21 protein-coding genes are annotated in these 24471 nt (G+C 73.0%); 9 read left to right on the top strand and 12 right to left on the bottom strand.

Annotated elements, in window-relative coordinates; all coding sequences use genetic code 11:
• Positions 1-19: 19 nt before the first annotated feature.
• Positions 20-1132, bottom strand: a complete 1113-nt coding sequence (locus ABTZ91_RS06245) for a LacI family DNA-binding transcriptional regulator (protein WP_352075951.1) — start codon at positions 1130-1132, stop codon at positions 20-22.
• Positions 1133-1260: 128 nt separating this feature from the next.
• Here ABTZ91_RS06245 and ABTZ91_RS06240 point away from each other — a divergent pair, with 128 nt between their 5' ends.
• From ABTZ91_RS06240 to ABTZ91_RS06230, 3 genes are read left to right on the top strand one after another with little or no spacing between them, the layout of a single operon-like run.
• Positions 1261-2412: a Gfo/Idh/MocA family oxidoreductase gene (locus tag ABTZ91_RS06240; RefSeq protein ID WP_352075950.1), complete on the top strand. Its 1152-nt coding sequence runs from the start codon at positions 1261-1263 to the stop codon at positions 2410-2412.
• Positions 2409-3578, top strand: a complete 1170-nt coding sequence (locus tag ABTZ91_RS06235; protein WP_352075949.1) for a dihydrodipicolinate synthase family protein — start codon at positions 2409-2411, stop codon at positions 3576-3578. The genes ABTZ91_RS06240 and ABTZ91_RS06235 overlap by 4 nt, the downstream gene beginning before the upstream one ends.
• Entirely contained in the window at positions 3575-4378 is an 804-nt protein-coding gene (locus ABTZ91_RS06230) for a sugar phosphate isomerase/epimerase family protein (protein ID WP_407077899.1), read from the top strand. The genes ABTZ91_RS06235 and ABTZ91_RS06230 overlap by 4 nt, the downstream gene beginning before the upstream one ends.
• Before the next feature lie 298 nt (positions 4379-4676).
• Here ABTZ91_RS06230 and ABTZ91_RS06225 read toward each other — a convergent pair whose 3' ends face one another.
• The 6 genes from ABTZ91_RS06225 to ABTZ91_RS06200 all read right to left on the bottom strand — a co-directional run bounded on the left by ABTZ91_RS06225 (position 4677) and on the right by ABTZ91_RS06200 (position 9227).
• Entirely contained in the window at positions 4677-5093 is a 417-nt protein-coding gene (locus ABTZ91_RS06225; protein ID WP_352075948.1) for a hypothetical protein, read from the bottom strand.
• A 5-nt stretch (positions 5094-5098) separates the two neighbouring features.
• Positions 5099-5524, bottom strand: a complete 426-nt coding sequence (locus tag ABTZ91_RS06220; RefSeq protein ID WP_352075947.1) for a DUF4279 domain-containing protein — start codon at positions 5522-5524, stop codon at positions 5099-5101.
• Positions 5525-5586: 62 nt separating this feature from the next.
• A complete protein-coding gene (locus tag ABTZ91_RS06215; RefSeq protein WP_352075946.1) occupies positions 5587-7275 on the bottom strand; it encodes a putative T7SS-secreted protein in 1689 nt (562 codons plus the stop codon).
• Complete coding sequence (locus ABTZ91_RS06210; protein ID WP_352075945.1) at positions 7275-7922, bottom strand: hypothetical protein; 648 nt, start codon at positions 7920-7922, stop codon at positions 7275-7277. The genes ABTZ91_RS06215 and ABTZ91_RS06210 overlap by 1 nt, the downstream gene beginning before the upstream one ends.
• Positions 7919-8338 carry an SseB family protein gene (locus tag ABTZ91_RS06205; protein ID WP_352076049.1) on the bottom strand — a complete coding sequence of 140 codons (420 nt, stop codon included), beginning with the start codon at positions 8336-8338 and terminating at the stop codon, positions 7919-7921. The genes ABTZ91_RS06210 and ABTZ91_RS06205 overlap by 4 nt, the downstream gene beginning before the upstream one ends.
• A 406-nt stretch (positions 8339-8744) precedes the next feature.
• The gene (locus ABTZ91_RS06200) at positions 8745-9227 is read right to left on the bottom strand and encodes a DUF937 domain-containing protein (RefSeq protein ID WP_352075944.1); all 483 of its coding nucleotides are present in this window, start codon (positions 9225-9227) and stop codon (positions 8745-8747) included.
• Positions 9228-9368: 141 nt separating this feature from the next.
• Between ABTZ91_RS06200 and ABTZ91_RS06195 the strand changes: the two genes are divergently transcribed.
• Together ABTZ91_RS06195 and ABTZ91_RS06190 are read left to right on the top strand one after the other, a co-directional pair.
• On the top strand, positions 9369-11582 hold the full coding sequence (locus ABTZ91_RS06195) for an ATP-dependent RecD-like DNA helicase (RefSeq protein ID WP_352075943.1): 2214 nt from the start codon (positions 9369-9371) through the stop codon (positions 11580-11582).
• A 179-nt stretch (positions 11583-11761) separates the two neighbouring features.
• Positions 11762-13051 carry a citrate synthase gene (locus ABTZ91_RS06190; RefSeq protein ID WP_352075942.1) on the top strand — a complete coding sequence of 430 codons (1290 nt, stop codon included), beginning with the start codon at positions 11762-11764 and terminating at the stop codon, positions 13049-13051.
• A 366-nt stretch (positions 13052-13417) separates the two neighbouring features.
• Here the strand turns inward: ABTZ91_RS06190 and ABTZ91_RS06185 are convergent, their stop codons facing one another.
• The 3 genes from ABTZ91_RS06185 to ABTZ91_RS06175 form a co-directional block, all read right to left on the bottom strand.
• Entirely contained in the window at positions 13418-15661 is a 2244-nt protein-coding gene (locus ABTZ91_RS06185) for a heavy metal translocating P-type ATPase (RefSeq protein ID WP_352075941.1), read from the bottom strand.
• Positions 15662-15736: 75 nt separating this feature from the next.
• Positions 15737-15970, bottom strand: coding sequence for a heavy-metal-associated domain-containing protein (locus ABTZ91_RS06180; RefSeq protein ID WP_352075940.1), 234 nt, complete (start codon positions 15968-15970; stop codon positions 15737-15739).
• 134 nt (positions 15971-16104) lie between these two features.
• Positions 16105-16797, bottom strand: a complete 693-nt coding sequence (locus tag ABTZ91_RS06175) for a TetR/AcrR family transcriptional regulator (RefSeq protein ID WP_352075939.1) — start codon at positions 16795-16797, stop codon at positions 16105-16107.
• Positions 16798-16966: 169 nt separating this feature from the next.
• On the opposite strand from ABTZ91_RS06175, the gene ABTZ91_RS06170 reads away from it, so the two are divergent.
• Positions 16967-19237 carry an MMPL family transporter gene (locus ABTZ91_RS06170; protein ID WP_352075938.1) on the top strand — a complete coding sequence of 757 codons (2271 nt, stop codon included), beginning with the start codon at positions 16967-16969 and terminating at the stop codon, positions 19235-19237.
• Positions 19238-19240: 3 nt separating this feature from the next.
• On the opposite strand, the gene ABTZ91_RS06165 is transcribed toward ABTZ91_RS06170, so the two are convergent.
• A complete protein-coding gene (locus ABTZ91_RS06165) occupies positions 19241-19438 on the bottom strand; it encodes a MarR family transcriptional regulator (protein ID WP_352075937.1) in 198 nt (65 codons plus the stop codon).
• A gap of 236 nt (positions 19439-19674) precedes the next feature.
• A complete protein-coding gene (locus tag ABTZ91_RS06160) occupies positions 19675-20592 on the bottom strand; it encodes a sugar phosphate isomerase/epimerase (protein WP_352075936.1) in 918 nt (305 codons plus the stop codon).
• A gap of 146 nt (positions 20593-20738) precedes the next feature.
• Between ABTZ91_RS06160 and iolC the strand changes: the two genes are divergently transcribed.
• Genes iolC through iolD form a run of 3 tightly spaced genes read left to right on the top strand, consistent with a single transcriptional unit; the run spans position 20739 to position 24467 of the window.
• Positions 20739-21770 carry a 5-dehydro-2-deoxygluconokinase gene (gene iolC, locus ABTZ91_RS06155; RefSeq protein WP_352075935.1) on the top strand — a complete coding sequence of 344 codons (1032 nt, stop codon included), beginning with the start codon at positions 20739-20741 and terminating at the stop codon, positions 21768-21770.
• Positions 21771-21780: 10 nt separating this feature from the next.
• A complete protein-coding gene (iolB, locus tag ABTZ91_RS06150; protein ID WP_352075934.1) occupies positions 21781-22614 on the top strand; it encodes a 5-deoxy-glucuronate isomerase in 834 nt (277 codons plus the stop codon).
• On the top strand, positions 22611-24467 hold the full coding sequence (iolD, locus tag ABTZ91_RS06145; protein ID WP_352075933.1) for a 3D-(3,5/4)-trihydroxycyclohexane-1,2-dione acylhydrolase (decyclizing): 1857 nt from the start codon (positions 22611-22613) through the stop codon (positions 24465-24467). The genes iolB and iolD overlap by 4 nt, the downstream gene beginning before the upstream one ends.
• Positions 24468-24471: the final 4 nt, after the last annotated feature.

Genomic DNA, 24471 nt, shown 5'->3' with positions numbered 1-24471 from the left:
CTCCCACGGTAGCGGCGCGCTACTCCCGCGGCCCCGCCGTCGACCCCCGCACCACCACCTCCGCCGGAATCGTCGCGAGGCCCCCCGGAGGCGCCGCCTCCGCCCCCAGCGCGAGCCGGCCGGCCCGTGCGCCCGCCTCGTACAGCGGCAGCCGTACGGTCGTCAGCGCGGGGACCACGTCGACCGAGAACGGCAGGTCGTCGAAGCCCGCCACCGAGACGTCGCCGGGGATGCTCAGGCCGCGGTCGCGCAGGGCCGCGCACACGCCGAGCGCCACCGTGTCGTTGGCCGCGACGACGGCCGTCAGGTCCGGGTCGAGGCGCAGGAGTTCGACGGTCGCGTCGTAGCCGGACGCGCGGTCGTACGGCCCGTGGACCGTGGGGCCCTCGGCCACGCCGGCCGCCCGCAGCGCCTGCCGGTGGCCCTCCAGGCGGTGCCGGGTCGTGGTGCGGTCCGCCGGCCCGGCGACGTAACCGATGCGCCGGTGCCCGAGCGACAGCAGGTGCTCGGCGAGCCGGCGCGCCCCGGCCCGGTTGTCGAAGGCGAGGGTCGCGGCGCCCACGCCGGCCGCCGCGCCCACGTGCCCCGCCTCCGCCCCCGCGCCCGCCGCCGCACCCGCGTGCCCCGCGTCCCCGCCCAGCGGCGGCCGACCGCACAGCACCACCCGGGTGCCCGCCTCGGCGAGCCGGGCCAGCTTGGCCGTCACCGCCGCCTGGTGCTCGGCGTCCTCCAGGGAGCCGCCGGTGAGGATCACGGCAGCGGCGCGCTGCCGCTGGAGCAGGGTCAGATAGGTGAGCTCGCGCTCGGGCGAGCCGCCCGTGTTGCAGACCACGGCCAGCTTCTCGCCCCCGGCGCGCCCCGCCCCGCTCTCGCCGATGGCGCTCTGCGCGGCCCCGGCCATGATCCCGAAGAAGGGGTCGGCGATGTCGTTGACGAGGATGCCGACCAGGTCGGAGGTCGCGGCGGCGAGCGAGCTCGCGGGCCCGTTCGGCACGTAGTCGAGCTCGTCGACCGCCCGCATGACCCGCTCCCGGGTGGCGGCCGCGACCGGGTAGTTGCCGTTGAGTACGCGGGAGACGGTCGCGGGGGAGACCCGTGCGCGGGCGGCCACGTCCGCCAGGGTGACGGTCATCGCGTGCGTACCTCCAGGGCCCTTGTCTGCGGTGTTGTCGGCAGGCTAGCGTCATCCACGATAGAAAGCGCTTTCCATCGTGCTTTCGTCACCTGCCGCACGGCTCGCCGGGGAGAGGAAACACCTTCGTGACACGCAGAACGGTCCGCATCGCCATGAACGGCGTCACCGGACGCATGGGCAACCGCCAGCACCTCGTCCGTTCCATCCTCGCCCTGCGCGAACAGGGCGGACTCGACCTCGGCGACGGCGACACCCTGTGGCCCGAGCCGGTCCTCGTCGGCCGCCGCGAGCCCGCCCTGCGCGCCCTCGCCGAGCGCCACGGACTGACCGAGTGGTCCACCGACCTCGACGCCGTCCTCGCCGACGACTCCGTCGACGTCTACTTCGACGCCCAGGTCACCTCCGCCCGCGTCGAGGCCCTCACCAAGGCCATCACGGCGGGCAAGCACGTCTACACCGAGAAGCCCACCGCCGCCGACCTCGACGGCGCCCTCGCCCTCGCCCGCCTCGCCCGCGACGCCGGCGTCCGCCACGGCGTCGTGCAGGACAAGCTCTTCCTCCCCGGCCTGCTCAAGCTGAAGCGGCTGATCGACGGCGGCTTCTTCGGCGAGATCCTCTCCGTGCGCGGCGAGTTCGGCTACTGGGTCTTCGAAGGCGACTGGCAGGAGGCCCAGCGGCCCAGCTGGAACTACCGCGCCGAGGACGGCGGCGGCATCGTCGTCGACATGTTCCCGCACTGGGAGTACGTGCTCCACGAGCTCTTCGGCCGGGTCACCTCCGTCACCGCGCACGTCGCCACCCACATCCCGCGCCGCTGGGACGAGCGGGGCAAGCCGTACGAGGCGACCGCCGACGACGCCGCGTACGGCATCTTCCAGCTGGAGGGCGGCGCCGTCGCCCAGATCAACTCCTCCTGGGCGGTCCGCGTGAACCGCGACGAACTCGTCGAGTTCCAGGTCGACGGCACCCACGGCTCCGCCGTCGCCGGCCTGCGCGGCTGCCGCGTCCAGCACCGCTCGGCCACCCCCAAGCCGGTCTGGAACCCGGACATCCCCGTCACCGAGCCCTTCCGCGACCAGTGGCAGCAGGTCCCGGACAACGCCGACTTCGACAACGGCTTCAAGGCCCAGTGGGAGCTCTTCCTGCGCCACGTCGTCCTCGGCGAGCCCTACCACTGGGACCTGCTCGCCGGCGCGCGCGGAGTGCAGCTCGCCGAACTGGGCCTGCGCTCCGCCGCCGAGGGCCGCCGCCTGGAGGTCCCGGAGGTGACCCTGTGATCCGGCTGCCCCAGGCGGGCGGAGGCGTACGGGAGTACCACCCGCGCGCCGAGCCCCTGGCCCTCGCGGCGGGCGGCCCGTTCACCTCCCGTACCGTCTTCTCCGCCGCGCACGTCGTCGCCGACCCGTACGCCGACACCACCCCCGACGCCCCGGCCGCCGTCGACTGGGACGCCACCCTCGCCTTCCGCCGCCACCTGTGGTCCCACGGCCTCGGCGTCGCCGAGGCGATGGACACCGCCCAACGCGGCATGGGCCTCGACTGGGCGGGGGCGGCCGAGCTGATCCGCCGCTCCGCCGCCGAGGCGAAGGCGGTCGGCGGCACCATCGCGTGCGGCGTCGGCACCGACCAGCTCACCGCCGGTTCCCGCGCGGACCTCACGGAGATCCGCGCGGCGTACGAGGAACAGCTCGCCGTCGTCGAGGAGTCGGGCGCCCAGGCGATCCTGATGGCCTCGCGCGCGCTGGCCGCCGGGGCGAAGGGCCCCGAGGACTACGCGGAGATCTACGGCCATCTGCTGCGGCAGGCGAGCGAGCCGGTGATCCTGCACTGGCTCGGCCCGATGTTCGACCCGGCCCTCGCGGGCTACTGGGGCTCGGCCGACCTCGACACGGCGACGGACACCTTCCTCGACGTGATCAAGGCCCACCCCGACAAGGTCGACGGCATCAAGGTCTCCCTCCTCGACGCGGGGCGCGAGGTCGCCCTGCGCCGCCGCCTCCCCGAGGGCGTCCGCTGCTACACGGGCGACGACTTCCACTACCCGGAGCTGATCGCGGGCGAGGAGCCTGCGGCGGGCGGGCGCTTCAGCCACGCCCTGCTCGGCATCTTCGACCCGCTGGGCCCGCTGGCCGCCGAGGCCGTCCGGGTGCTCGACACCGGCGACCGGGACGGCTTCCGCACGCTCCTCGACCCGACCGTCGAGCTCTCCCGGCACCTCTTCCAGGCGCCGACCCGCTTCTACAAGACGGGCGTCGTCCTCCTCGCCTGGCTGGCCGGCCACCAGGACCACTTCACGATGGTCGGCGGACTCCAGTCCGCCCGCTCCCTGCCGCACCTCGCCCGCGCGTACGAACTCGCCGACGGCCTCGGCCTTTTCCCCGACCCGGCGCTCGCCGAGTCCCGGATGCGGTCCCTCCTCACGGTGTACGGAGTCCCCCGGTGAACCCCGACCGCTTCAGCGTCAACCAGATGACCGTGAAGCAGCTCCCACTGCCCGAGCTCGTCGCCCACTGCGTCCGCCTCGGCATCCCGGGCATCGGCCTGTGGCGCGAACCGGTGCGGGAATACGGCGTCGAGGCCGCCGCCGCCCTCGTACGGGACGCGGAGCTGACCGTCACCACCCTGTGCCGGGGCGGCTTCTTCACGCGCGAGGGGTGGGAGGAGGACAACCGGGCGGCCGTCGACGAGGCGGCGGCCCTCGGCACCGACACCCTCGTCCTCGTCTCCGGCGGCCTGCCGCCGGGCAGCCGCGACCTGCCCGCCGCCCGCGCCCTGATCGCCGACGCGATCGGGGTCCTCGCCCCGTACGCGGGGGAGCGGGGCGTACGGCTCGCGATCGAGCCGCTCCACCCCATGTACGCCTCCGACCGCTGCGCGGTCTCCACCCTGGACCAGGCCCTGGAGATCGCCGAACGCTTCCCGGCCGAGCAGGTGGGCGTGGTCGTCGACACCTACCACCTGTGGTGGGACGAGCGCGCCCCGGCGGCGGTCGCCCGCGCGGGCGCCGCCGGCCGCATCCACTCCTTCCAGCTCGCCGACTGGACCACCCCGCTCCCGGCCGGAGTCCTCAACGGCCGGGGCCAGTTGGGTACGGGCGCGATCGACCTCACGGCGTGGGCGGCCCTCGTCGAGAAGGCCGGCTACACCGGCCCGGTCGAGGTCGAGCTCTTCAACGACGCCCTGTGGGCCAGGGACGGCGCCGAGGTCCTGGAGGAGACCCGCGAGGCCTTCCTGGCGGTATGACCACCGACCACCCCCGGCCGCACGGCGCCAACGGAGCCCGCACGGCCGGGGGCCAGGGGCCGGCCGTGTGCACCCGGCCCCGGCACGGAGGGGTGCGGCCCTCCGTGCCCCGGGCTGCTTCCCGCCCCCGGGCCGGCTCGCGGGCGGGGGGCACGGCCCGCGCGTACCCGTACGGCGGGACCGTCCCCGCGGACCGGACTCGGCCGTACCCGTACGGCGAGCGCGTCCGCGCGGACCGGACCCGGGCCGGCCGGTCGGTCTGGGGCCGGCCGGTCCGTCTCCAGTCGGCCGGTCCGGCTCAGGCCAGCCAGTCCAGCGGGTCCTCCGCCGGTGTGTTGTCCGGGGTCAGGGTCGTGAAGGAGACCGGGAGGGCGAGTGCGGCGAGACGGGTGGCCGCCTCCGGGGACAGGGTCAGCGGGCCGCCGCGGTCCACGGTGCCCGAGACCGCGACCTGGACGAGGTGGCCGGTGCCGGTCAGCCGGGCGACGGCGTCGGGACGGCCCTCGACGAGGGCGGCCAGGGCCGCGACCTGGTCGTCCAGGTCGGCGGACAGGGCCTCGTCGACGGTGAGGGCCCACCAGCCCGGACCGTGGTGGACCGACAGGCCGGCCGTGCGCTCCGCCGCCGGCCGGGCGAAGGCGAGGGCGGCCTCGACGGCCGAGGCGTCCAGGTCGGGGCCCGTGACGGCGAGGGAGGTGGTGATCGAGGTCCACATGGCGGTCACCGTTCGCTCGTGCTGGGGGTCAGGGTCAGGGGCAGGCCGAGGCGCGCCACCCGGCGCATCTCCTCGGCGGTCAGGGCGAGCTGGGAGTCGTTGTCCACGTAGCCCCTCACCACCAGCGCGACGGAGACCCCTTCGGCCTCAAGGGCCCGCCACTGCTCCACGTACGGCTCGGCCGCCGACAGCACCGTGTCGAGCTGCGCCGCGAAGTCCCGCGTGGTGCGCTCGTCGCACTGCAGCCGCCATTCGCCGTCGACGTCGTCCGGCGGACCCCAGCGACTCGGCCCCGGTGGGCGGGTCGCGGTCGGGCGCAGGGGAGCGAGCCGCGCGGTCAGCGCGTCCGGGTCGAGTGCCGGCCCCCTGGCCACGAGGGCCACCGAGGTCAGCGTCCACGTCGCTCCGTGCTGCCGCCGGTCCGTGCTCACCGTGCCGTTCCTTCCCGTCCCCGTGTCCGTACCGCCGCCACCACGACCCTCACCGCCACCGCTCATTCCAGCTCCCGGCAGGCCGCCCAGTGGACGTTGCCCATGTTCTCCTTGAGCAGTTCGCTCAGATTCGTACGCTTCGCGACCGTGGTCGAATTCTCGTACACCGTGAACCCTCCGCCGCCCTTGGGCTCCGGCGGCGCGAGCGTGTAGTCGGGGATGCGGTCGCCCGGACCGAAGGTCTCCACCGCCCCGCCGGGGTACGAGCCGCCCTCGACCGCGACGCCGTTGAGCCCGGGGAGCCGTTCGGCGTGGGGGATGTAGAAGGAGATGGTCGTGCCCTCGGGGACGACCGTCTCGCCCGCGTAGCGCTCCATGTAGCCGTGCCCGGCGAACACCGTCTCGCCGTCCGCGCGGCCGCCCTTGAGGACCTGGCTCGCGTAGTAGCGCCCGTCGTCGTCGGACCACTTGCGGTCCCTGATGGGCTCCGGCTTGCTCTCGATGATGGCCCGCTTGACGTCCTCGTGCGACGGGATCTCGCCGCCCGAGCCGCGGCTCGTCAGACCGTCGAGGCCGTCGCCGAGTCCCCGGCGTCCGGAGCCGGGGACGTCGAGACCGCCCTTGAGCCCCGCGCGCAGGCCCCCGCGGACCAGGCCCGCGCCCTTGGTGCCGATCAGTTCGGGGACGAGTCGTCCCAGGAACTCGGACGGGTCGCCCTTGGCCGCCTCCCACGCGTTCTTCAGCGCGCGGTCGGGGTTGGCGACGGTGGACGCGAGACCGGCGAGCGTCATGTTGACGCCCTTGTAGTACTCGGCGGGGTGGGTGACGTTGTACGGGTCGAGCGGGTTCACGGAGCGGACGAAGTTGACCAGCCCGGCCGTGCCCTTGATGATGCCGCCGCCGAAATGGGCCAGTTCGATGCCCTGGGCCATCCCGTGGTCCATCAGCTCGTACTTCAGCTTGTCCCGGCCGGTCGGCTCCTTCGGCGCGTGCGCCATCGCCGCCCTGACCGCCGTCTTCGCGGCCTCGGCAGCTTCGTTGCGGGCCTTGCGGGCGTCGTTCAGCACCTCGTGCGCGCGCCGCCGCTTCTCCGTGCTCGGGTCGCTGAACTCGCCCGGGTGCGGCAGGGGATGGTCGCTGGTGCGGGCGTCGTTGTAGGCCTTGGCCTTCTTCTCGTACGTGTCGGCCGCCCGCTCGTAGTCCTCCTTCGCCTCCTTGTAGAGGGCGATCGCCTCGCGGGCCTTGCCCTGGGCGCTGGTGACGGTCTTCCCGTACGTCTCCAGGGCCTGGGCGGCGTCCCCGAACGCGTCGGCGGCGCGCAGCCAGTCCAGCGGCAGGGTCTCGAACCGCTTGCGGAACGCGTCGGCGGCGGCCCCGTGCCAGTGGCTCGCGTCGAGCTGCTTCATGCCGGAGCCGACGAGGTCGAAGGCCTGCTTGAAGTCGCGCAGGTTCTTGACCGCCGCGGTGATCCGGTCCGGTTTGCCGTGGATCAGCTCGTCGGCCTCCTCGGTCTGCCCGAGCTGCTTCTCGCCGACTTCCGCGCCCAGGGAGGACGCGGTCTCGTCGCCCCAGTCCTCGACGGCCTCGGCCACTCCGTCGTAACCGTAGTGCCGCAGCCCCTGCCCGGCCTTGTCGGTGACGTAGTCGACGCCCTCGCCGACGACCTCCTTGCCCTTGTCGATGCCCTTGTCGACCAGGTCCACGCCCTTGTCGACGAGATCGCCGAGTCCTCCGAGTCCCCCGAGCCCCATCAGCGCCTCTCTCCCCAGCGCGGCTCCTCCGCCTGGTCGACGGTGGCCTGGTCCGGGTCGAGGTCCCGCTTCAGCTGCTCGTCCAGCCGGTCACGGACGGCCGGGTCGACGAGGCCGGAGCGCTCCATCGAGTCGAGCTGGGCGTCCATGACGTCGTAGCCGGTGTTCTTCCAGGTCTGCTTGACCTCCTGGTGGGCCTGCGAGAACGATTCGCCGCTCCAGTCCGCGTTGTCCCACATGTGCTGGTCGCGGATGGTCTCCCAGCTCATCTGCTTGACCTCGTCCTCGGAGAGGTGCGGGTTGCCGTTGAGCGCGTTCACGCCGATCTTGAACGAGTCCTTGACGTACTGCTCCTGCTCGGCGAACGACCCCACCGACAGGCCCACTCCCTGCGCGAAGCCGTTCCCGCGCAGGGTGAGCGCGCGCACGCCCCACTCCCACCGGTTGCAGAAGGTCTCGAACTCGGAGGTCAGCCCGCCGTGGCCCAGTTCCAGACCGGTCAGGGCGAGATCGGAGAAGCCGCGGCCGACCGAGGCCTCGCCGATCATGCCGAGGTCCTTCAGCTCGGAGTGCGCCAGGTCGATGCCGCGGGCGATCTCCACCAGCGCCCAGGTCGGTGCCTCCAGCAGCGGATCGCTTCCGCTCATCGCGTCCCCCCGTGGGTGATGGGTCCTTCGTGTCCGCCGATGGCCGCGCCGCCGCCGTACGCCCCGTGCCCCTCGGTGTCCACCGCCACCGCGTCCGGCACGATGCCCCGGACGGGCGGGAAGAGCATGCCGTCCGGGCTGCCCGCGTCGAGCGCCACACCGGCCGGGCCCGGCAGCATCGGCACCATCTCGTCGAGCAGCCGGGAGCCGAGGACGGTCCGGTAGTCCCAGGCGCGTCGGGCGTCCTGCTGCGCGTACGCGAAGCGGGCGAGGGCCGGCTCGTCGGAGAAGGCGCAGATCCACCGCACGCCGTTCTGCTCGGCGGTCCACAGGCTGCCGTACGGGTCGAAGGGGACGAGCACGGCGGTGCTCCGGAACAGGGCGAGCAGCTCGGCGAACCGCTCGGGGTCGAGCACCGGTTCGCCGGGCTGACCCTGCGGACCGGCCGCGTTCGCGACACCGCCCCGGGACGCGTCCCCGGTCCCGCTCGCGGTCGCGTGCCCGGCCCCGCCCTCGGGCCCGGTCGTCGTGGTGCCGGTGGTGGAGCCGGCGGTGGCGTGGGCGGTGGCGCCGGCGGTGGCGCCGGTGTGTGCGTCCGCGTCGGGCCGGACGTTAGGTGCGGTGCGCGGCGGGGGCCGGAACGCGGTGTCGGCCCCCGCCAGTTCGGCCAGTCTGGAGACCTGGCGCGGCCTCGGTGTCTCTTCCCCGTTCTCGGTCACCGCTGCATGCTGCCACGCCGATCTTCCCAGGTGCAACGAGGAAGGAGGGCCGGGAACACGAGGCGCGAGCGCGGCGGGTACGGGCCCTTCCCCGGCGGCCGGCTCAGCGCCTGCCGCCGCCCAGGAGCTCCCCGAGGCCGCCCTTCCTGCCCGCGGCCCGCTTGGTGAGCACGGCCAGGACCACCGGGACCAGGAGTTCGACCGCGCGGGTGACGGCCGGGGCCGGCAGGCCGGTCCTCTTCGCGACCGCGTCGGCCGCGGGCCTGGCCAGCTTGGCGAGGACGCCGGCCATCAGGCCGCCGCCGACCAGCCCGCCGCCGACCAGCCCGCCGAGCGTGGCGACGCCGTGGAGCGGGGGTTCGAAGGAGGAGACCTCGGCGACGGCGGCGCGCACCTCGTCGGCGCTGACCGGTTCGGCGGCGGCCGAGCGGAGTTCCCCGGAGAGCTCCGAGACCGAGCTGCCGACGATCCGCTGCGCCCCCTCGGCGTCGGTGCCGAGCAGGTCGGCGATCTCCAGGAGCCGGTCCTCGCCGAGCTCGCTCAGGACCTCGTCCTGGAAGGAGGGTTCACGTGCGGTTTCGCTCATGCCGGAAACGCTACGGCCGGCTCCCTCCGTCGGCATGCCGAGCGCGGGCGACCGGGGAAGGCGCCCGGCCGCTCCCCGTTGTCCACAGCTGGTCGTCCACAGGGGCCGCGCGGTGTCCGAGCCCTTCGCTACCGTCGGATCATGTCCCATCTCGCAGTGCTCGAAGGTGTCCTGGAGCGGATCACCTATGCCAACGAGGAGAACGGCTACACGGTCGCCCGTGTCGACACCGGCCGTGGTTCCGGTGACCTCCTCACGGTCGTCGGGTCGCTGCTGGGCGCCCAGCCGGGGGAGTCGCTGCGGATGGAGGGCCGCTGGGGCTCCCACCCGCAGTACGGGCGGCAGTTCACCGTGGAGAACTACACGACGGTCCTGCCCGCCACCGTCCAGGGCATCCGCCGCTATCTCGGCTCCGGCCTCATCAAGGGCATCGGCCCGCGCATAGCCGAGCGGATCGTCGACCACTTCGGGACGGACACCCTCGACGTCATCGAGACCGAGCCGGAGCGGCTGATCGAGGTGCCCGGTCTCGGCCCCAAGCGGACGAAGCTGATCGGCGCGGCCTGGGAGGAGCAGAAGGCGATCAAGGAGGTGATGGTCTTCCTCCAGGGCGTCGGCGTCTCCACCTCCATCGCCGTGCGGATCTACAAGAAGTACGGGGACGCCTCGATCTCCGTCGTGCGGAACCAGCCCTACCGGCTCGCCGCCGACGTCTGGGGCATCGGCTTCCTCACCGCCGACCGGATCGCCCAGGCCGTGGGCATTCCGCACGACAGTCCCGACCGGGTGAGAGCCGGCCTGCAGTACGCGCTGTCGCAGTCCACCGACCAGGGCCACTGCTTCCTGCCCGAGGAGCGGCTGATCGCCGACGCGGTCAAGCTGCTCCAGGTCGACACGGGTCTGGTCATCGACTGCCTCGGGGAGCTCGCCGAGGACCCCGAGGGGGTCGTACGGGAGAAGGTGCCGGGCCCTGAGGGGCTGCCGGTCACGGCGGTGTACCTGGTGCCGTTCCACCGGGCCGAGCTGTCCCTCGCCGGGCAGATCCGGCGGCTGCTCGGCGCCGAGGAGGACCGGATGCCGGCCTTCCAGGACGTGGCCTGGGACAAGGCGCTGGCCTGGCTCGCGGACCGGACGGGGGCCTCGCTCGCACCGGAGCAGGAGGAGGCCGTGCGCCTCGCCCTGACCCGTAAGGTCGCCGTGCTCACCGGCGGCCCCGGCTGCGGCAAGTCGTTCACCGTCCGGTCGATCGTCGAGCTGGCCCGGGCCAAGCGGGCCAAGGTGGTGCTCGCGGCGCCGACCGGCCGGGCCGCCAAGCGGCTGGCCGAGCTGACCGGGGCGGAGGCCTCCACCGTCCACCGGCTCCTGGAGCTGAAGCCCGGCGGCGACGCCGCCTACGACCGGGACCGGCCGCTCGACGCCGACCTGGTGGTGGTCGACGAGGCCTCCATGCTGGACCTGCTGCTCGCGAACAAGCTGGTCAAGGCGGTGGCGCCGGGCGCCCATCTGCTCCTGGTCGGGGACGTGGACCAGCTGCCCTCGGTCGGCGCCGGCGAGGTCCTGGGCGATCTGCTCGCGCCCGGCGGCCCGGTCCCGGCCGTCCGGCTGACCCGGATCTTCCGGCAGGCCCAGCAGTCCGGTGTGGTCACCAACGCGCACCGGATCAACGCCGGCGAGCCGCCGCTGACGACCGGCCTGCCGGACTTCTTCCTCTTCGCCGAGGAGGAGACCGAGGACGCCGCCCGGGTGGCCGTCGAGGTCGCGGCCCGGCGGATTCCCGCCAAGTTCGGGCTCGACCCGCGCCGGGACGTCCAGGTCCTCGCCCCCATGCACCGGGGCCCGGCCGGCGCCGGCGCGCTCAACGGGCTGCTCCAGCAGGCGATCACCCCGGCCCGCCCCGACCTGCCGGAGAAGCGCTTCGGCGGCCGGGTCTTCCGGGTCGGCGACAAGGTCACCCAGATCCGCAACAACTACGAGAAGGGCGCCAACGGCGTCTTCAACGGCACGGTGGGCGTCGTGACCTCCCTCGACCCCGTCGAGCAGCGGCTCGTCGTGCGCACCGACGAGGACGAGGAGGTGCCGTACGACTTCGACGAGCTGGACGAGCTGGCCCACGCGTACGCGGTGACGATCCACCGTTCGCAGGGCAGTGAGTATCCGGCGGTGGTGATCCCGGTCACCATGAGTGCCTGGATGATGCTCCAGCGGAACCTGCTCTACACCGCCGTCACCCGGGCCCGGAAGCTCGTGGTCCTGGTGGGCTCCCGCCGGGCGATCGCCCAGGCGGTGCGTACGGTTTCGGCCGGGCGGCGCTTTACCGCACTCGCGCATCGGCTCACAGGGGGCACCCTCGTGTGAAAGATCACGGAGGACTTCCGGAACCGGGGCGAAGGGGGCAGGATGAGCAGGTTGGCGGCACTGAGTGCCGCCGATTGGCCCAATGGTCGACCCCGAGTGCACTCTCCTGAGCCAAATGGGGGATGGTAGAGACAGTCAGGGCACCTCGAAGAAGAGGCACTACGTCGGTGAGGGATGACGTGAGCGACAACTCTGTAGTACTGCGGTACGCGGACGGTGAATACACCTACCCGGTGGTCGAGAGCACCGTCGGCGACAAGGGCTTCGACATCGGGAAGCTCCGAGCCCAGACCGGTCTGGTCACCCTGGACAGCGGATACGGCAACACCGCCGCCTATAAATCCGCCATCACCTACCTGGACGGCGAGAAGGGCATCCTGCGGTACCGCGGCTACCCCATCGAGCAGCTGGCCGAGCAGTCCACCTTCCTGGAGGTGGCGTACCTGCTGATCAACGGCGAGCTGCCGACGTCGGACGAGCTCGCGACGTTCCAGAACGAGATCACCCAGCACACGCTGGTGCACGAGGACGTCAAGAACTTCTTCCGCGGCTTCCCGCGGGACGCGCACCCGATGGCGATGCTGTCCTCCGTGGTCTCCGCGCTGTCCACCTTCTACCAGGACAGCCACAACCCGTTCGACGAGAAGCAGCGCCACCTCTCCACGATCCGGCTGCTCGCCAAGCTGCCGACGATCGCGGCGTACGCGTACAAGAAGTCGATCGGCCACCCCTTCGTCTACCCGCGCAACGACCTCGGGTACGTCGAGAACTTCCTGCGCATGACCTTCTCGGTCCCGGCCCAGGAGTACGAGCTCGACCCGGTCGTGGTCTCCGCGCTCGACAAGCTGCTGATCCTGCACGCGGACCACGAGCAGAACTGTTCGACCTCCACCGTGCGTCTGGTCGGCTCCTCGCAGGCGAACATGTTCGCCTCGATCTCCGCCGGCATCTCGGCCCTGTGGGGCCCGCTGCACGGCGGCGCCAACCAGTCGGTTCTGGAGATGCTCGAGGGCATCCAGGCCAACGGCGGCGACGTCGACTCCTTCATCAACAAGGTGAAGAACAAGGAGGACGGCGTCCGCCTGATGGGCTTCGGCCACCGGGTGTACAAGTCCTTCGACCCGCGCGCCAAGATCATCAAGGCGGCGGCGCACGACGTCCTGTCGGCGCTCGGCAAGTCCGACGAGCTGCTCGACATCGCGCTGAAGCTGGAGGAGCACGCGCTCTCCGACGACTACTTCGTCTCGCGCAACCTCTACCCGAACGTGGACTTCTACACGGGCCTCATCTACCGCGCGATGGGCTTCCCGACCGAGATGTTCACCGTGCTGTTCGCCCTGGGCCGCCTCCCGGGCTGGATCGCCCAGTGGCACGAGATGATCAAGGAGCCGGGTTCCCGCATCGGCCGCCCGCGCCAGATCTACACCGGTGTGGTCGAGCGCGACTTCGTCCCGGCCGAGGCCCGCTGACGCGACTCGCCGGCCGCGGCGCCGTAGAGCGGAAGCGCCCCGCCGTCGATCCCCCCACGGGTCGGCGAGCGGGGCGCTTCCCATATCCCCGGTGCGGATTCCCCCCACGGGATCCGGGCCGGGCGTCTGCTCGCGCGGTCTGCCGGGGTACGTACGGGAGGGCCGCTCAAAGCTCCCCGGTGCACGTGCCCCGGCCGCGCTTGCCTGGGACGTCCCCCAAGACATCCCATGAACGTCCCCCAAGACGTTCTTGGCATCGCCCACTTAGACTCGCGAACAGCCCAGATGGTTACCCCCAAATATCTGTGATCTAGGTCTCTTTGTGAAGGTCCTGTGCGTCACGTGGAGGTGAATTCGTGCGATCACTCAGCGGAAGCGGCGCAGCCGCAGGCTGTTGGTCACCACGAACACGGACGAAAAGGCCATCGCGAGCCCGGCGATCATCGGGTTGAGCAGACCGGCCGCGGCGAGCGGCAGCGCGGCCACGTTGTAGCCGAACGCCCAGCCGAGGTTGCCCTTGATCGTGGCCAGGGTCCGCCGGGCGAGCCGGATGGCGTCCGCCGCGACCCGCAGGTCCCCGCGGACCAGGGTCAGATCGCCCGCCTCGATGGCGGCGTCCGTGCCGGTGCCCATCGCGAGGCCCAGGTCGGCCGTGGCCAGGGCCGCGGCGTCGTTCACCCCGTCGCCGACCATCGCCACCGTGCGGCCCTCGCCCTGGAGGCGCCGGATCACGTCCACCTTCTCCTGCGGCAGCACCTCGGCGATCACCTCGTCGATGCCGACCTCCGCGGCCACCTGCTCGGCGACGGCCCGGCCGTCCCCGGTGAGCAGCACCGGCCGCAGGCCGAGCCCGCGCAGCCGGGCGACCGCCTCCGCGCTGGTCTCCTTGACCGCGTCGGCGACCGTCAGTGTGCCGCGGGCCCGCCCGTCCCAGGCGACGTGCACGACTCCCGGACCCGGCGCGCCGGGCACCTCGATCCCCTCGGCCGCGAGCAGGGCGGCCCGTCCGACGACCACCAGACGGCCGTCGACGGATCCGCGCACGCCGAGGCCGGGCACGTTCTCGAAGGTCTTCGGTACGGGCAGCTCGCCCACCCGGGCGGCGGCGCCGGCCGCGACGGCGCGGGCGACCGGGTGCTCGGAGGAGTGCTCCAGGGCGCCCGCGAGCCGCAGCAGCTCGTTCTCGTCGGCGCGCCCGGTGCCGTAGGCGCCGCCGTACACGTGCACGCCGACGAGCTCCATGCGGCCGGTGGTGACGGTGCCGGTCTTGTCGAGGACGACGGTGTCCACGCGGCGGGTGGACTCCAGGACCTCGGGGCCCTTGATGAGGATGCCGAGCTGGGCGCCGCGGCCGGTGCCGACCATGAGCGCGGTCGGCGTGGCGAGGCCCAGGGCGCAGGGGCAGGCGATGATCAGGACGGCGACGGCGGCCGTGAAGGCGGCGGTGGTGTCGCTCGTGAGCAGGAGCCAGCCGACGAGGGTGCCGAGGGCGATGAGGAGGACGACGGGCACGAAGACGGCGGAGACGCGGTCGGCGAGCCGCTGCACCTCGGCCTTGCCGTTCTGGGCGTCCTCGACCAGCTTGGCCATCCGGGCGAGCTGGGTGTCGGCGCCGACCCGGGTGGCCTCGACGACGAGCCGGCCCGAGGTGTTGACGCAGCCGCCGGTGACGGGGTCGCCGGGGGCGACGTCGAGGGGGACGGACTCGCCGGTGAGCAGGGACGCGTCGACGGCGGAGGCGCCCTCGGCGACGGTGCCGTCGGTGGCGATCTTCTCGCCGGGCCGTACGACGAAGCGGTCGCCGACCGCGAGGGCGGCCACCGGAACGCGTACCTCCGTGCCGTCGCGCAGGACGGCCACGTCCTTGGCGCCGAGGCGCAGCAGGGCGTGCAGGGCGGCGCCGGCCTTCCGCTTGGCGCGGGCCTCCAGATGGCGGCCGAGCAGGATGAAGGTGACGACCCCGGCGGCGACCTCCAGGTAGATGGTGCCGGCGGCGTGCTCACGGGCGACGGTGAGGTCGACGTCGTGCCGCATGCCGGGCATGCCGGCGTCGCCCAGGAACAACGCCCACAGCGACCAGCCGAAGGCGGCGAGCGTGCCGACGGAGACCAGGGTGTCCATGGTGGCGGCGCCGTGCCGGAGGTTGGTCCAGGCGGCGCGGTGGAAGGGCAGCCCGCCCCAGACCACGACCGGCGCGGCGAGGGTGAGCGAGAGCCACTGCCAGTGGTCGAACTGGAGCGCCGGGACCATCGCGAGGAGCACGACGGGCAGGGCGAGCACGGCCGAGACGGTGAGCCGCTGCCGCAGCGAGGCGAGCTCCGGATCCTCCTCCCGTACGGCTCCGGACTCCGCGCCCTCCTGCTCCCTGGGCTCCCTCTCGGGCTCGGGATCCGGCGGCGGGGGCTCCTCGGCGGTGTAGCCGGTTTTGACGACGGTGGCGATCAGGTCGCCGACCGTGACCTCCGCGGGGTGTTCGACGCGCGCCTTCTCGGTGGCGTAGTTGACGGTCGCGGTCACCCCGTCCATCCGGTTGAGCTTCTTCTCGACGCGGGCCGCGCAGGAGGCGCAGGTCATCCCGCCGATCGTCAGCTCGGTGATCGTGGAGGTCATCGTGTTTCCCAACGGGTGCGGGGCCGTACGTCAGCAACCGTACGGCCCCGCGGTGGTGCTGTGGCGAGCGGACGCTCAGGCGCGGCCGACCAGCTCGTAACCGGCCTCGTCGACGGCGGCGCGGACGGCCTCCTCGTCGAGCGGGGCGGTGGACACGACGGTGACCTGGCCGGTGGCCGCCACGGCCGTGACCGAGGAGACGCCGTCGATCTCGGAGATCTCGCTCGTGACCGCGCCCTCGCAGTGGCCGCAGGTCATGCCCTTGACCTGGTAGACGGTGGTCAGTTCGGTCTTCGTCTCGGCGGTCATGGCGTTCTCCTCTGGGGCGTTGCGGTGCGGGGCCCCGCCGGTGCGCGGGGCCGTACGCCGTACTAGCACAGATTATACCCCTAGGGGGTATCGATTGCACGGGTGTCCGACCCGTGGCGCCCGGGTGGGCGTCGTCACGGCCGTCCGGCCGCGGTCGCGGGCGCCGGACCGCCCGACGTGTCGGTCACGGGCGCGGGGGTCGTGGTGAGCGCCCGGCCGATGACCGGGTCGAGATAGCGCAGCAGCACCGTCTTCGTCTCGGCGATCACCGCGTCCCGCTCGGGCCCCTCGGGTGCGGCCAGGATCAGGGCGAGTCCCGCCTTCACGATCGCGAAGGTCATGTCGGCGATCCGGCCGTGCTGGGCCGGGTCCCCGCCGGGCAGGTAGTGGCCGAGCAGCTCGCCGACCCGGGCGAGCAGCGAGGCGTGCAGGGCGTCGTGTTCCTCGGCGATCCGGCCGGGAACCTCGGAGCCGTGCATGAGGGCGAGGAAGGCCGGGTTCTGGCAGTTGAACTCGATCAGCGGGTCGAGGACGGCGTCGAGGAGCTCGGGGAGGGGAAGGGCGAGGTTCTCGGGTGTGAACGCCTGGCCGTGGGCCTCGCGCATCTCGGCGAGCAGCCGGTCGCCCAGCTCCAGCGCGATGGCCTCCTTGTTCGGGAAGTACTGGTAGAGCGTGCCGGGGGAGACGCTCGCCTCGCGGGCGATCGCGTTGGTGCTGGTCGCGGTGTAGCCGTAGGCGCAGAAGACGTTCGCGGCGGCCTGGAGGAGCTGGGCGATACGGCGCTCGCCGCGGGCCTGGCGGCGACGCGGCTTCGGTTCTTCGGGCATGGCTGTCGTCACCGGCTCTCTGAACACGATTGACAAATGCGAGAGGTCGCTCGCATTCTTGAGGAACGCGAGTGATCGCTCGTGTTTGCCAGTCTATGGGGCAATGGGCGACCCCTGCGCCCCGCCGGGAGAGCGTGCGCACGGGTCACGGTGAAGGGGACACCGCGTCATGGCCGAAGTCAAGAAAACGCAGCCCACGGGGGGTGCGCCCGATGGCTGGAGCAGGTTCGTGACGGCCCGGCCGCGCCTGACGCTGCTCCTCGCCCTCGTCCTGACCGCGCTCGCCGTCCTCGCCGGCGGCGGCGTCGCCGACCGGATGGGCAGCGGCGGCTGGGAGGACCCAGACGCCGAGTCCACGTACGCGGTCGAGGTCCTGGAGCGCGAGTTCCCCGCCTCCCAGCCCAATCTGCTGCTGCTCGTCGACGCGGGTGACGCCGGCGTCGACTCCCCGGCCGTCGCCGCCGAGGCCCGGCGGCTCGCCGAGCGGCTCGACGCCCGGCCGGACGTCGACGGCGTCGGTTCCTACTGGGGGACCGGCTCTCCCGCGCTGCGCTCCAAGGACGGCCGGCAGGCCGTGATCGCGGCCCGGATCGACGGCGACGAGAAGACCGCCGGGGAGGTCCTGGAGCGCCTCGCCCCCGAGTTCCGCGGCACCCACGGACCCGTGGAGGTCTCCGTCGGCGGCCCGCTCGCGGTCCGCCACGAAATGCAGCGCACCATCCAGGAGGACCTGCTCAGGGCGGAGCTGATCGCCCTGCCCGTCACCCTCGTCCTGCTCGTCATGGTCTTCGGCAGCGCCGTCGCCGCCCTGCTCCCGCTCGGCATCGGCATCGTCGCCATCCTCGGCACCAACGCCGTGCTGCGCGGCCTCACCGAGTTCACCGACGTCTCCGTCTTCGCGCAGAACCTCACCACCGCCCTCGGCCTCGGACTGGCCATCGACTACGCCCTGTTCGTGGTCCGGCGCTTCCGCGAGGAGCTGGCCACCGGCGCCGACACCAGGGCCGCCGTCGCCACCACCCTGCGCACCGCCGGGCGGACCGTGCTGTTCTCCGCCCTCACCGTCGCCGTCTCGCTCGCCGCGATGCTGGTCTTCCCGCAGTACTTCCTGCGCTCCTTCGCCTACGCCGGCATCGCCGTCGTCCTGCTCGCCGCCGCGGCGGCCCTGATCCTCCTGCCCGCCGCGCTCGTGCTGCTCGGCGACCGGGTCAACGCCCTGGACCTGCGCCGGCTCTTCCGGCGCGCGCCCCGGGCCGGGACGGCGACCGCCCGGACGGCCGACGGGACGGCAGCCGAGGCGGAGGCCCGTGCCGAGGGCGGGGCCGGATGGGCGCGGACGGCGGTCCTCGTGATGCGGCGGGCACCGCTGTTCGCCGTCGCGACCGCCACCGGGCTCGTCCTGCTCGGACTGCCCTTCCTCGGCGTGCGGTTCGGCACCGCCGACGACCGCCAGCTCCCGCCCGGCGCGGAGTCCCGCGTCGTCCAGGACGAGCTGCGCGAGGGCTTCCCCGGCAGCCCCGGCGGTGCGCTCACCGTGCTCGCCGAGGGCACCGCCACGCCCGGACAGTACGCCGGGTACCGGGAGCGGATCGAGCGGCTCGACGGGGTCGCGCGGGTCGACGGGCCGGTCACGTCCCCGGCCGGCGAGCGGACCCACGCCTACTTCACGGTCGTCCCCGAGGGCGAGGGCGTCGGCGCCGAGGCCCAGCGGGTGGTCGGCGAACTGCGCGCCCAGGAGGCCCCGTTCGACACCTCCGTCACCGGAGCGGCGGCCGTCCTCGTCGACTCGAAGGACGCCATAGGGGAGCGGCTGCCCTGGGCGGCCGGCATCATCGCCGTCGTCACCCTGCTCCTCGTCTTCCTGCTCACCGGCAGCGTCCTGATCCCGCTCCAGGCGGTCGTGCTCAACGCGCTCAGCCTCACGGCCATGTTCGGCGCGGTCGTCTGGGTCTTCCAGGACGGGCACCTCTCCGGACTGCTCGGCTTCACCCCCACCGGGGACATCGAGACCACCCTGCCCGTCCTGATGTTCTGCGTGGCCTTCGGACTGTCCATGGACTACGGGGTGTTCCTGCTCTCGCGGATCAAGGAGGAGTACGACGCCACCGGCGACCACGAGCACGCGGTCCGCTTCGGACTGCGCCGCACCGGCGGGCTGATCACCGCGGCCGCCGTGATCCTGGCCGTGGTCATGGTGGCCATCGGCACCTCGCGGGTCACCAACACCAAGATGCTCGGCCTCGGCGTCGCCCTCGCCGTCCTCATGGACGCCATGGTGGTCCGCAGCCTGCTCGTCCCCTCCGTGATGAAGCTGACCGGGCGCCTCACCTGGTGGGCCCCCGGGCCGCTGCGCCGGTTCCACGACCGCTTCGGCGTCAGTGAGGGCGGCGCGATACCCGAGGCACCCGGGCCGGACCGGGTGCCCGAGAAGGTGCGATAGCGGTCAGTCCCGGCGGCCCCGGTTCCCGGGGCGCCTGGCCACCCAGGCGCGGATGGTGTCCGCGTACCAGTAGGGCTTGCCCGACTCGACGTGGTCGGGGGCCGGCAGCAGCCCGTGCTTCCGATAGGAGCGGACCGTGTCCGGCTGCACCTTGATGTGCGCGGCGATGTCCTTGTACGACCAGAGCCTTCTGTCCGTCATGTGTGGCACCTCTCCTGCGTGCCCGGCAGCGGCGGCGGGGGTGCCGTCGGGGGAGCTGCCGGGCGTCACTGGTGATCACTGGCGATCACTGGCTGGTGATCACTGAGCCTGTGCCCGGTGAACGCCCGCTTCGGACCGGAGGAGAGCGGCTGTCGAACGGCTGTGACGGAAAACCCGCGTAATGGAGATATGTGTGACGAAGGAGCTACGGACGTGACGTAAGTGACGCAAGGTCATCAGGCGCCGCAGGAGCGGAGGAACCGACGGGTGCGGACCGCGATGGGGTAGGGCTTGTCCGGATCGCACGGATACATGTCCTGCTCGACGATCGCGAACAGGTCGACGTCCAGGGCCTGCGCCGCGGCCAGGACCGGTTCGAGGGCCGGCACTCCCGACGGCGGCTCGACCATCACACCGCGCGCCACCGCCGGGCCGAACGGCACCCCCTCGGCGACCACCTCGGCGAGGACCGCCGGGTCGACCTGCTTGAGGTGGAGGTAGCCGATCCGTTCGCCGTAGGTCTCGATCAGCTTGACGCTGTCCCCGCCGCAGTAGGCGTAGTGGCCGGTGTCCAGGCAGAGCGCGACCAGGTCTGGATCGGTGGCGTCCAGGAAGCGGGTGACGTTCTCCTCGCCGTCGATGTGGGTGTCGGCGTGCGGGTGGACGACGATCCGCAGGCCGTAGCGCTCCCGGACCTCGTGGCCGAGGCGCTCGGTGAGGGAGGTCAGATGCCGCCACTGCCCGGCCGTCAGGGTGCGGTCCTCCAGGACCTCGCCGGTGCGGTCGTCCCGCCAGAAGGAGGGGATCACCACCAGGTGCTCCGCGCCCATCGCCTGGGCCAGGGCCGCGTTCTCGGCCACGTGCGCCCAGGTCCGCTCCCACACCGCCGGGCCGTGGTGCAGCCCGGTGAACACCGTCGCCGCGGACACCTTCAGGCCGCGGCGGGCGGTCTCCTCGGCGAGCACGGCGGGATCGGTGGGCAGATAGCCGTACGGGCCGAGCTCGATCCACTCGTATCCGGCGCCCGCCACCTCGTCGAGGAAGCGCTGCCAGGGCACCTGCAGGGGGTCGTCGGGAAACCACACGCCCCAGGAGTCCGGGGCGGAACCGATGCGGATACGGGACAACGGCGACCGGTTCGTCGGGTTGGTCATGCATGCAACCTTGGCGGCGGTCCGCGACGAGCGTCAAGACACCGTCCGGACCCGCGTCCTCGCCCACGGACACGGCGTTGACAGGGCACAGGGCCGTGGATAGACCTGGGACGTGGGCCCCGGCGGGCCGAGGAGAGGTGCGTGGCATGACGGCGGAGCCGTACGACCGACCGTACGACCTGATCACGATGGGCCGCCTCGGCGTGGACCTCTACCCGCTGCAGAGCGGGGTGGAGCTGGCCCGGGTGGAGAGCTTCGGCAAGTTCCTCGGCGGCTCCCCGGCCAATGTCGCCGTCGCCGCCGCCCGCCTGGGACGGAGCGTCGCTCTTGTCAGCCGCACCGGGGCCGATCCGTTCGGCACGTACCTCCACCGCGAGCTGCGGGCGTTCGGGGTGGACGACCGCTGGGTCACGGACGTGACCGCGTACCCCACCCCGGTCACCTTCTGCGAGATCTTCCCGCCCGACCACTTCCCGATCCACTTCTACCGCCGCCCCAAGGCCCCCGACCTGGAGATCCACCTCCACGAACTGGACCTGCCCGCCCTGCGGGCCGCCCGCGCCTTCTGGGTGACCGGTACCGGCCTGAGCGCCGAACCGAGCCGGGCCGCCACCCTCGGCGCGCTCCGGGAACGGGCCGACGGCGCGGCGCCGGACGCGCTCACCGTCCTCGACCTGGACTGGCGGCCCGCCCTGTGGGACGGCGCCGCACCGGCCGACGAGGCCCGCCCGCTCTACCGGGAGGCCCTGCGGCACGCCACCGTCGCCGTCGGCAACGCCGACGAGTGCGAGGTCGCCACCGGCGAACGCGAGCCGTACGCCGCCGCCCGCGCCCTGCTCGCCGCCGGAGTGCGGCTCGCCGTCGTCAAACAGGGCCCCAAGGGCGTCCTCGCGCTGGCCGCCGACGGCACCGCGGCCGAGGTCCCGCCGCTGCCCGTCGAGGTGGTCAACGGCCTCGGCGCGGGCGACGCCTTCGGCGGGGCGCTCGCCCACGCCCTGCTCGACGGCCGTGACCTGGAAGACGTGCTGCGCTACGCCAACGCGGCGGGCGCGATCGTCGCCGGCCGGCTCGCCTGTTCGCCCGCGATGCCCTACGACGACGAGATCGCCCTCGCGCTCGCCACCGGCACCGGCTCCGTCCCCGCGCGCCACCGGGAGAGCGGCCCGGCAGGCGGGTAGGGAGAGGACCATGGACACCACGCTCTCGCCCCCATCCCTCCACCTGCCCGCCGGCACCGCCGCCCGCGGCCCGTACACCGTCGACATCGACCCCGAACGGGCCGGCTGGACGCACAGCTCGCTGCGGGTCGTCGACCTGCCGCCCGGCGGGACCCACACGTACCTGACGGGGAACAGCGAATGGGTGGTGCTTCCGCTCTCCGGGGGCGGTACGGTGCGCGTCGACGGGGAAATCATCGAACTCGTGGGCCGGACCGACGTGTTCGACGGGGTCTCGGACTTCGCCTATGTGCCGAGGGACGCCCACGCCCAGATCGCCTCCGGCGCGGGAGGCCGCTTCGCTTTGGCAGGAGCGAAGTGCGAGCGACGACTCCCCGCCCGCTACGGCCCCGCGCCGGAGGTTCCCGTCGAGACCCGCGGCAGCGGCAACCGTGCCCGCGAGGTGCGCAACTTCGCCGCCGCCGGAGCCTTCGCCTGCGACCGGCTGATCGCCGTCGAGGTGGTCACCCCGGGCGGCAACTGGTCCTCCTATCCGCCCCACAAACACGACGAGCACCACCCCGGCCGGGAGTCCGTCCTGGAGGAGATCTACTACTACGAGGTCGCCGGCCCGCGGGGCGTCGGCTACGGCTACCAGCGGATCACCCCCTCCCGGCCCGGCGGCGCCGAGCTCCTCGCCGAGGTCCGCACCGGCGACGCCGTCCTCGTGCCGGACGGCTGGCACGGCCCGTCCATCGCCCAGCCCGGCCACCCGCTGTACTACCTCAACGTCATGGCGGGCCCCGGGCCCGAGCGCGCGTGGCGGATCAGCTTCCACCCCGACCACACGGAGGGATACCAGTGACGCGTCTGACCGTCGCCCAGGCCCTGGTGCGCTTCCTCGCCGCCCAGCACACCGAACGCGACGGCGTACGGCAGCGGCTGATCACCGCCACCTGGGGCATCTTCGGCCACGGCAACGTCGCCGGGATCGGCCAGGCGCTCGTCGAGTTCCCCGGCCTCATGCCGTACCACCAGGGACGCAACGAACAGGCCATGGTGCACGCGGCCGTCGGCTACGCCCGCCAGTCCCGCCGCCTCCAGGCCCACGCCGTCACCACCTCCATCGGCCCCGGCGCCACCAACCTCGTCACCGGCGCCGCGCTCGCCACCGTCAACCGGCTGCCCGTGCTGCTGCTGCCCGGCGACACCTTCGCCACCCGGCCCGCCGACCCCGTCCTCCAGCAGCTCGAAGTGCCCTACGCGGGCGAGGTGTCCGTCAACGACTGCCTGCGCCCGGTGTCGAAGTACTTCGACCGGATCACCCGCCCCGAGGCGCTGATCCCGGCCGCGCTCGCCGCCGTACGCGTCCTCACCGACCCCGCCGAGACCGGGGCCGTCACCCTCGCCCTGCCGCAGGACGTCCAGGCCGAGGCGTACGACTGGCCCGAGGAGTTCCTCGCCGAGCGGACCTGGACCGTGCGCCGGCCCCGGCCCGACGCGGCCGAACTCGACGCGGCCGTCCACGCCGTCAGGGCCGCCGAGCGGCCGCTGATCATCGCGGGCGGCGGCGTGAAGTACAGCGGCGCCGAGGACGCCCTGCGCACCCTCGCCGAACGGGCCGGCCTCCCCGTCGCCACCACCCAGGCCGGCAAGGGCGTCCTGCCCCACGACCACCCCTGCGACGTCGGCGGCGTCGGCCACACCGGCACCGCGACCGCCAACGACCTCGCCCGCGGCAGCGACCTGATCATCGGCGTCGGCACCCGCCACACCGACTTCACCACCGCCTCCGGCACCCTCTTCGGCCCGGACACCCGCCTGCTCAACCTCAACATCACCGCCTTCGACGCCCACAAACAGGCCGCCCGGACCCTCGTCGCCGACGCCCGCGAGGGCCTGATCGCGCTCACCGAGAAGCTGGGCGACCACCGCCGGGACCCGGCGCGGTGGACCTCCGCCAAGGAGGACTGGCAGCGCCGGACCGACCGCGCCTACGTCGCACCCGACGAGCACGCCCGCCCCACCCAGACCCAGGTGCTCGGCGTACTCGACACCCTGGTCACCGGGGACGACATCCTGATCAACGCCGCCGGCTCGCTCCCCGGCGACCTCCACAAGCTGTGGCGGGCCCGGTCGGCCGACCAGTACCACGTCGAATACGGCTACTCCTGCATGGGATACGAGATCCCCGCCGCCATCGGCGTCGCCCTCGCCGCACCCGGCCGGCCCGTCTGGGCCCTCGTCGGCGACGGGACGTATCTGATGAACCCCACCGAAATCGTCACCGCCGTCCAGGAGGAACTGCCTATCAAGGTCGTCATCCTCGACAACCACGGCTACGCCTCCATCGGCGGCCTGTCGGAGGCGGTCGGAGCCGAGCGCTACGGCACCGACTACCGCCTCCGCGCCCCCGACGGCTCCTTCACCGGACCGCCGCTCCCCGTCGACCTGGCCGCCAACGCCGCCTCCCTCGGCATGCGGGTGCTGCGCGCCCGCACCCTGCGTGACCTGCGAGAAGCCCTCGCGGACGCACGGCGGGCGACGGTTCCCACATGTGTCTACGTCGAGACCGAAACGGCAGACAGTGTGTCGGGCGCGCCCCCGGCCGAGGCGTGGTGGGATGTGCCCGTGGCCGAGACCTCGACCCGCTCGTCGGCGGTCAAGGCCCGCGAGGAGTACGACCGGCACGTCACCGCCCGACGCCGCCACCTGTAGCAGC

This window comes from Streptomyces sp. NPDC126499, assembly GCF_040302485.1.
Classification (GTDB): Bacteria; Actinomycetota; Actinomycetes; order Streptomycetales; family Streptomycetaceae; genus Streptomyces.
This window is presented reverse-complemented; position numbering and strand designations above follow the sequence as displayed.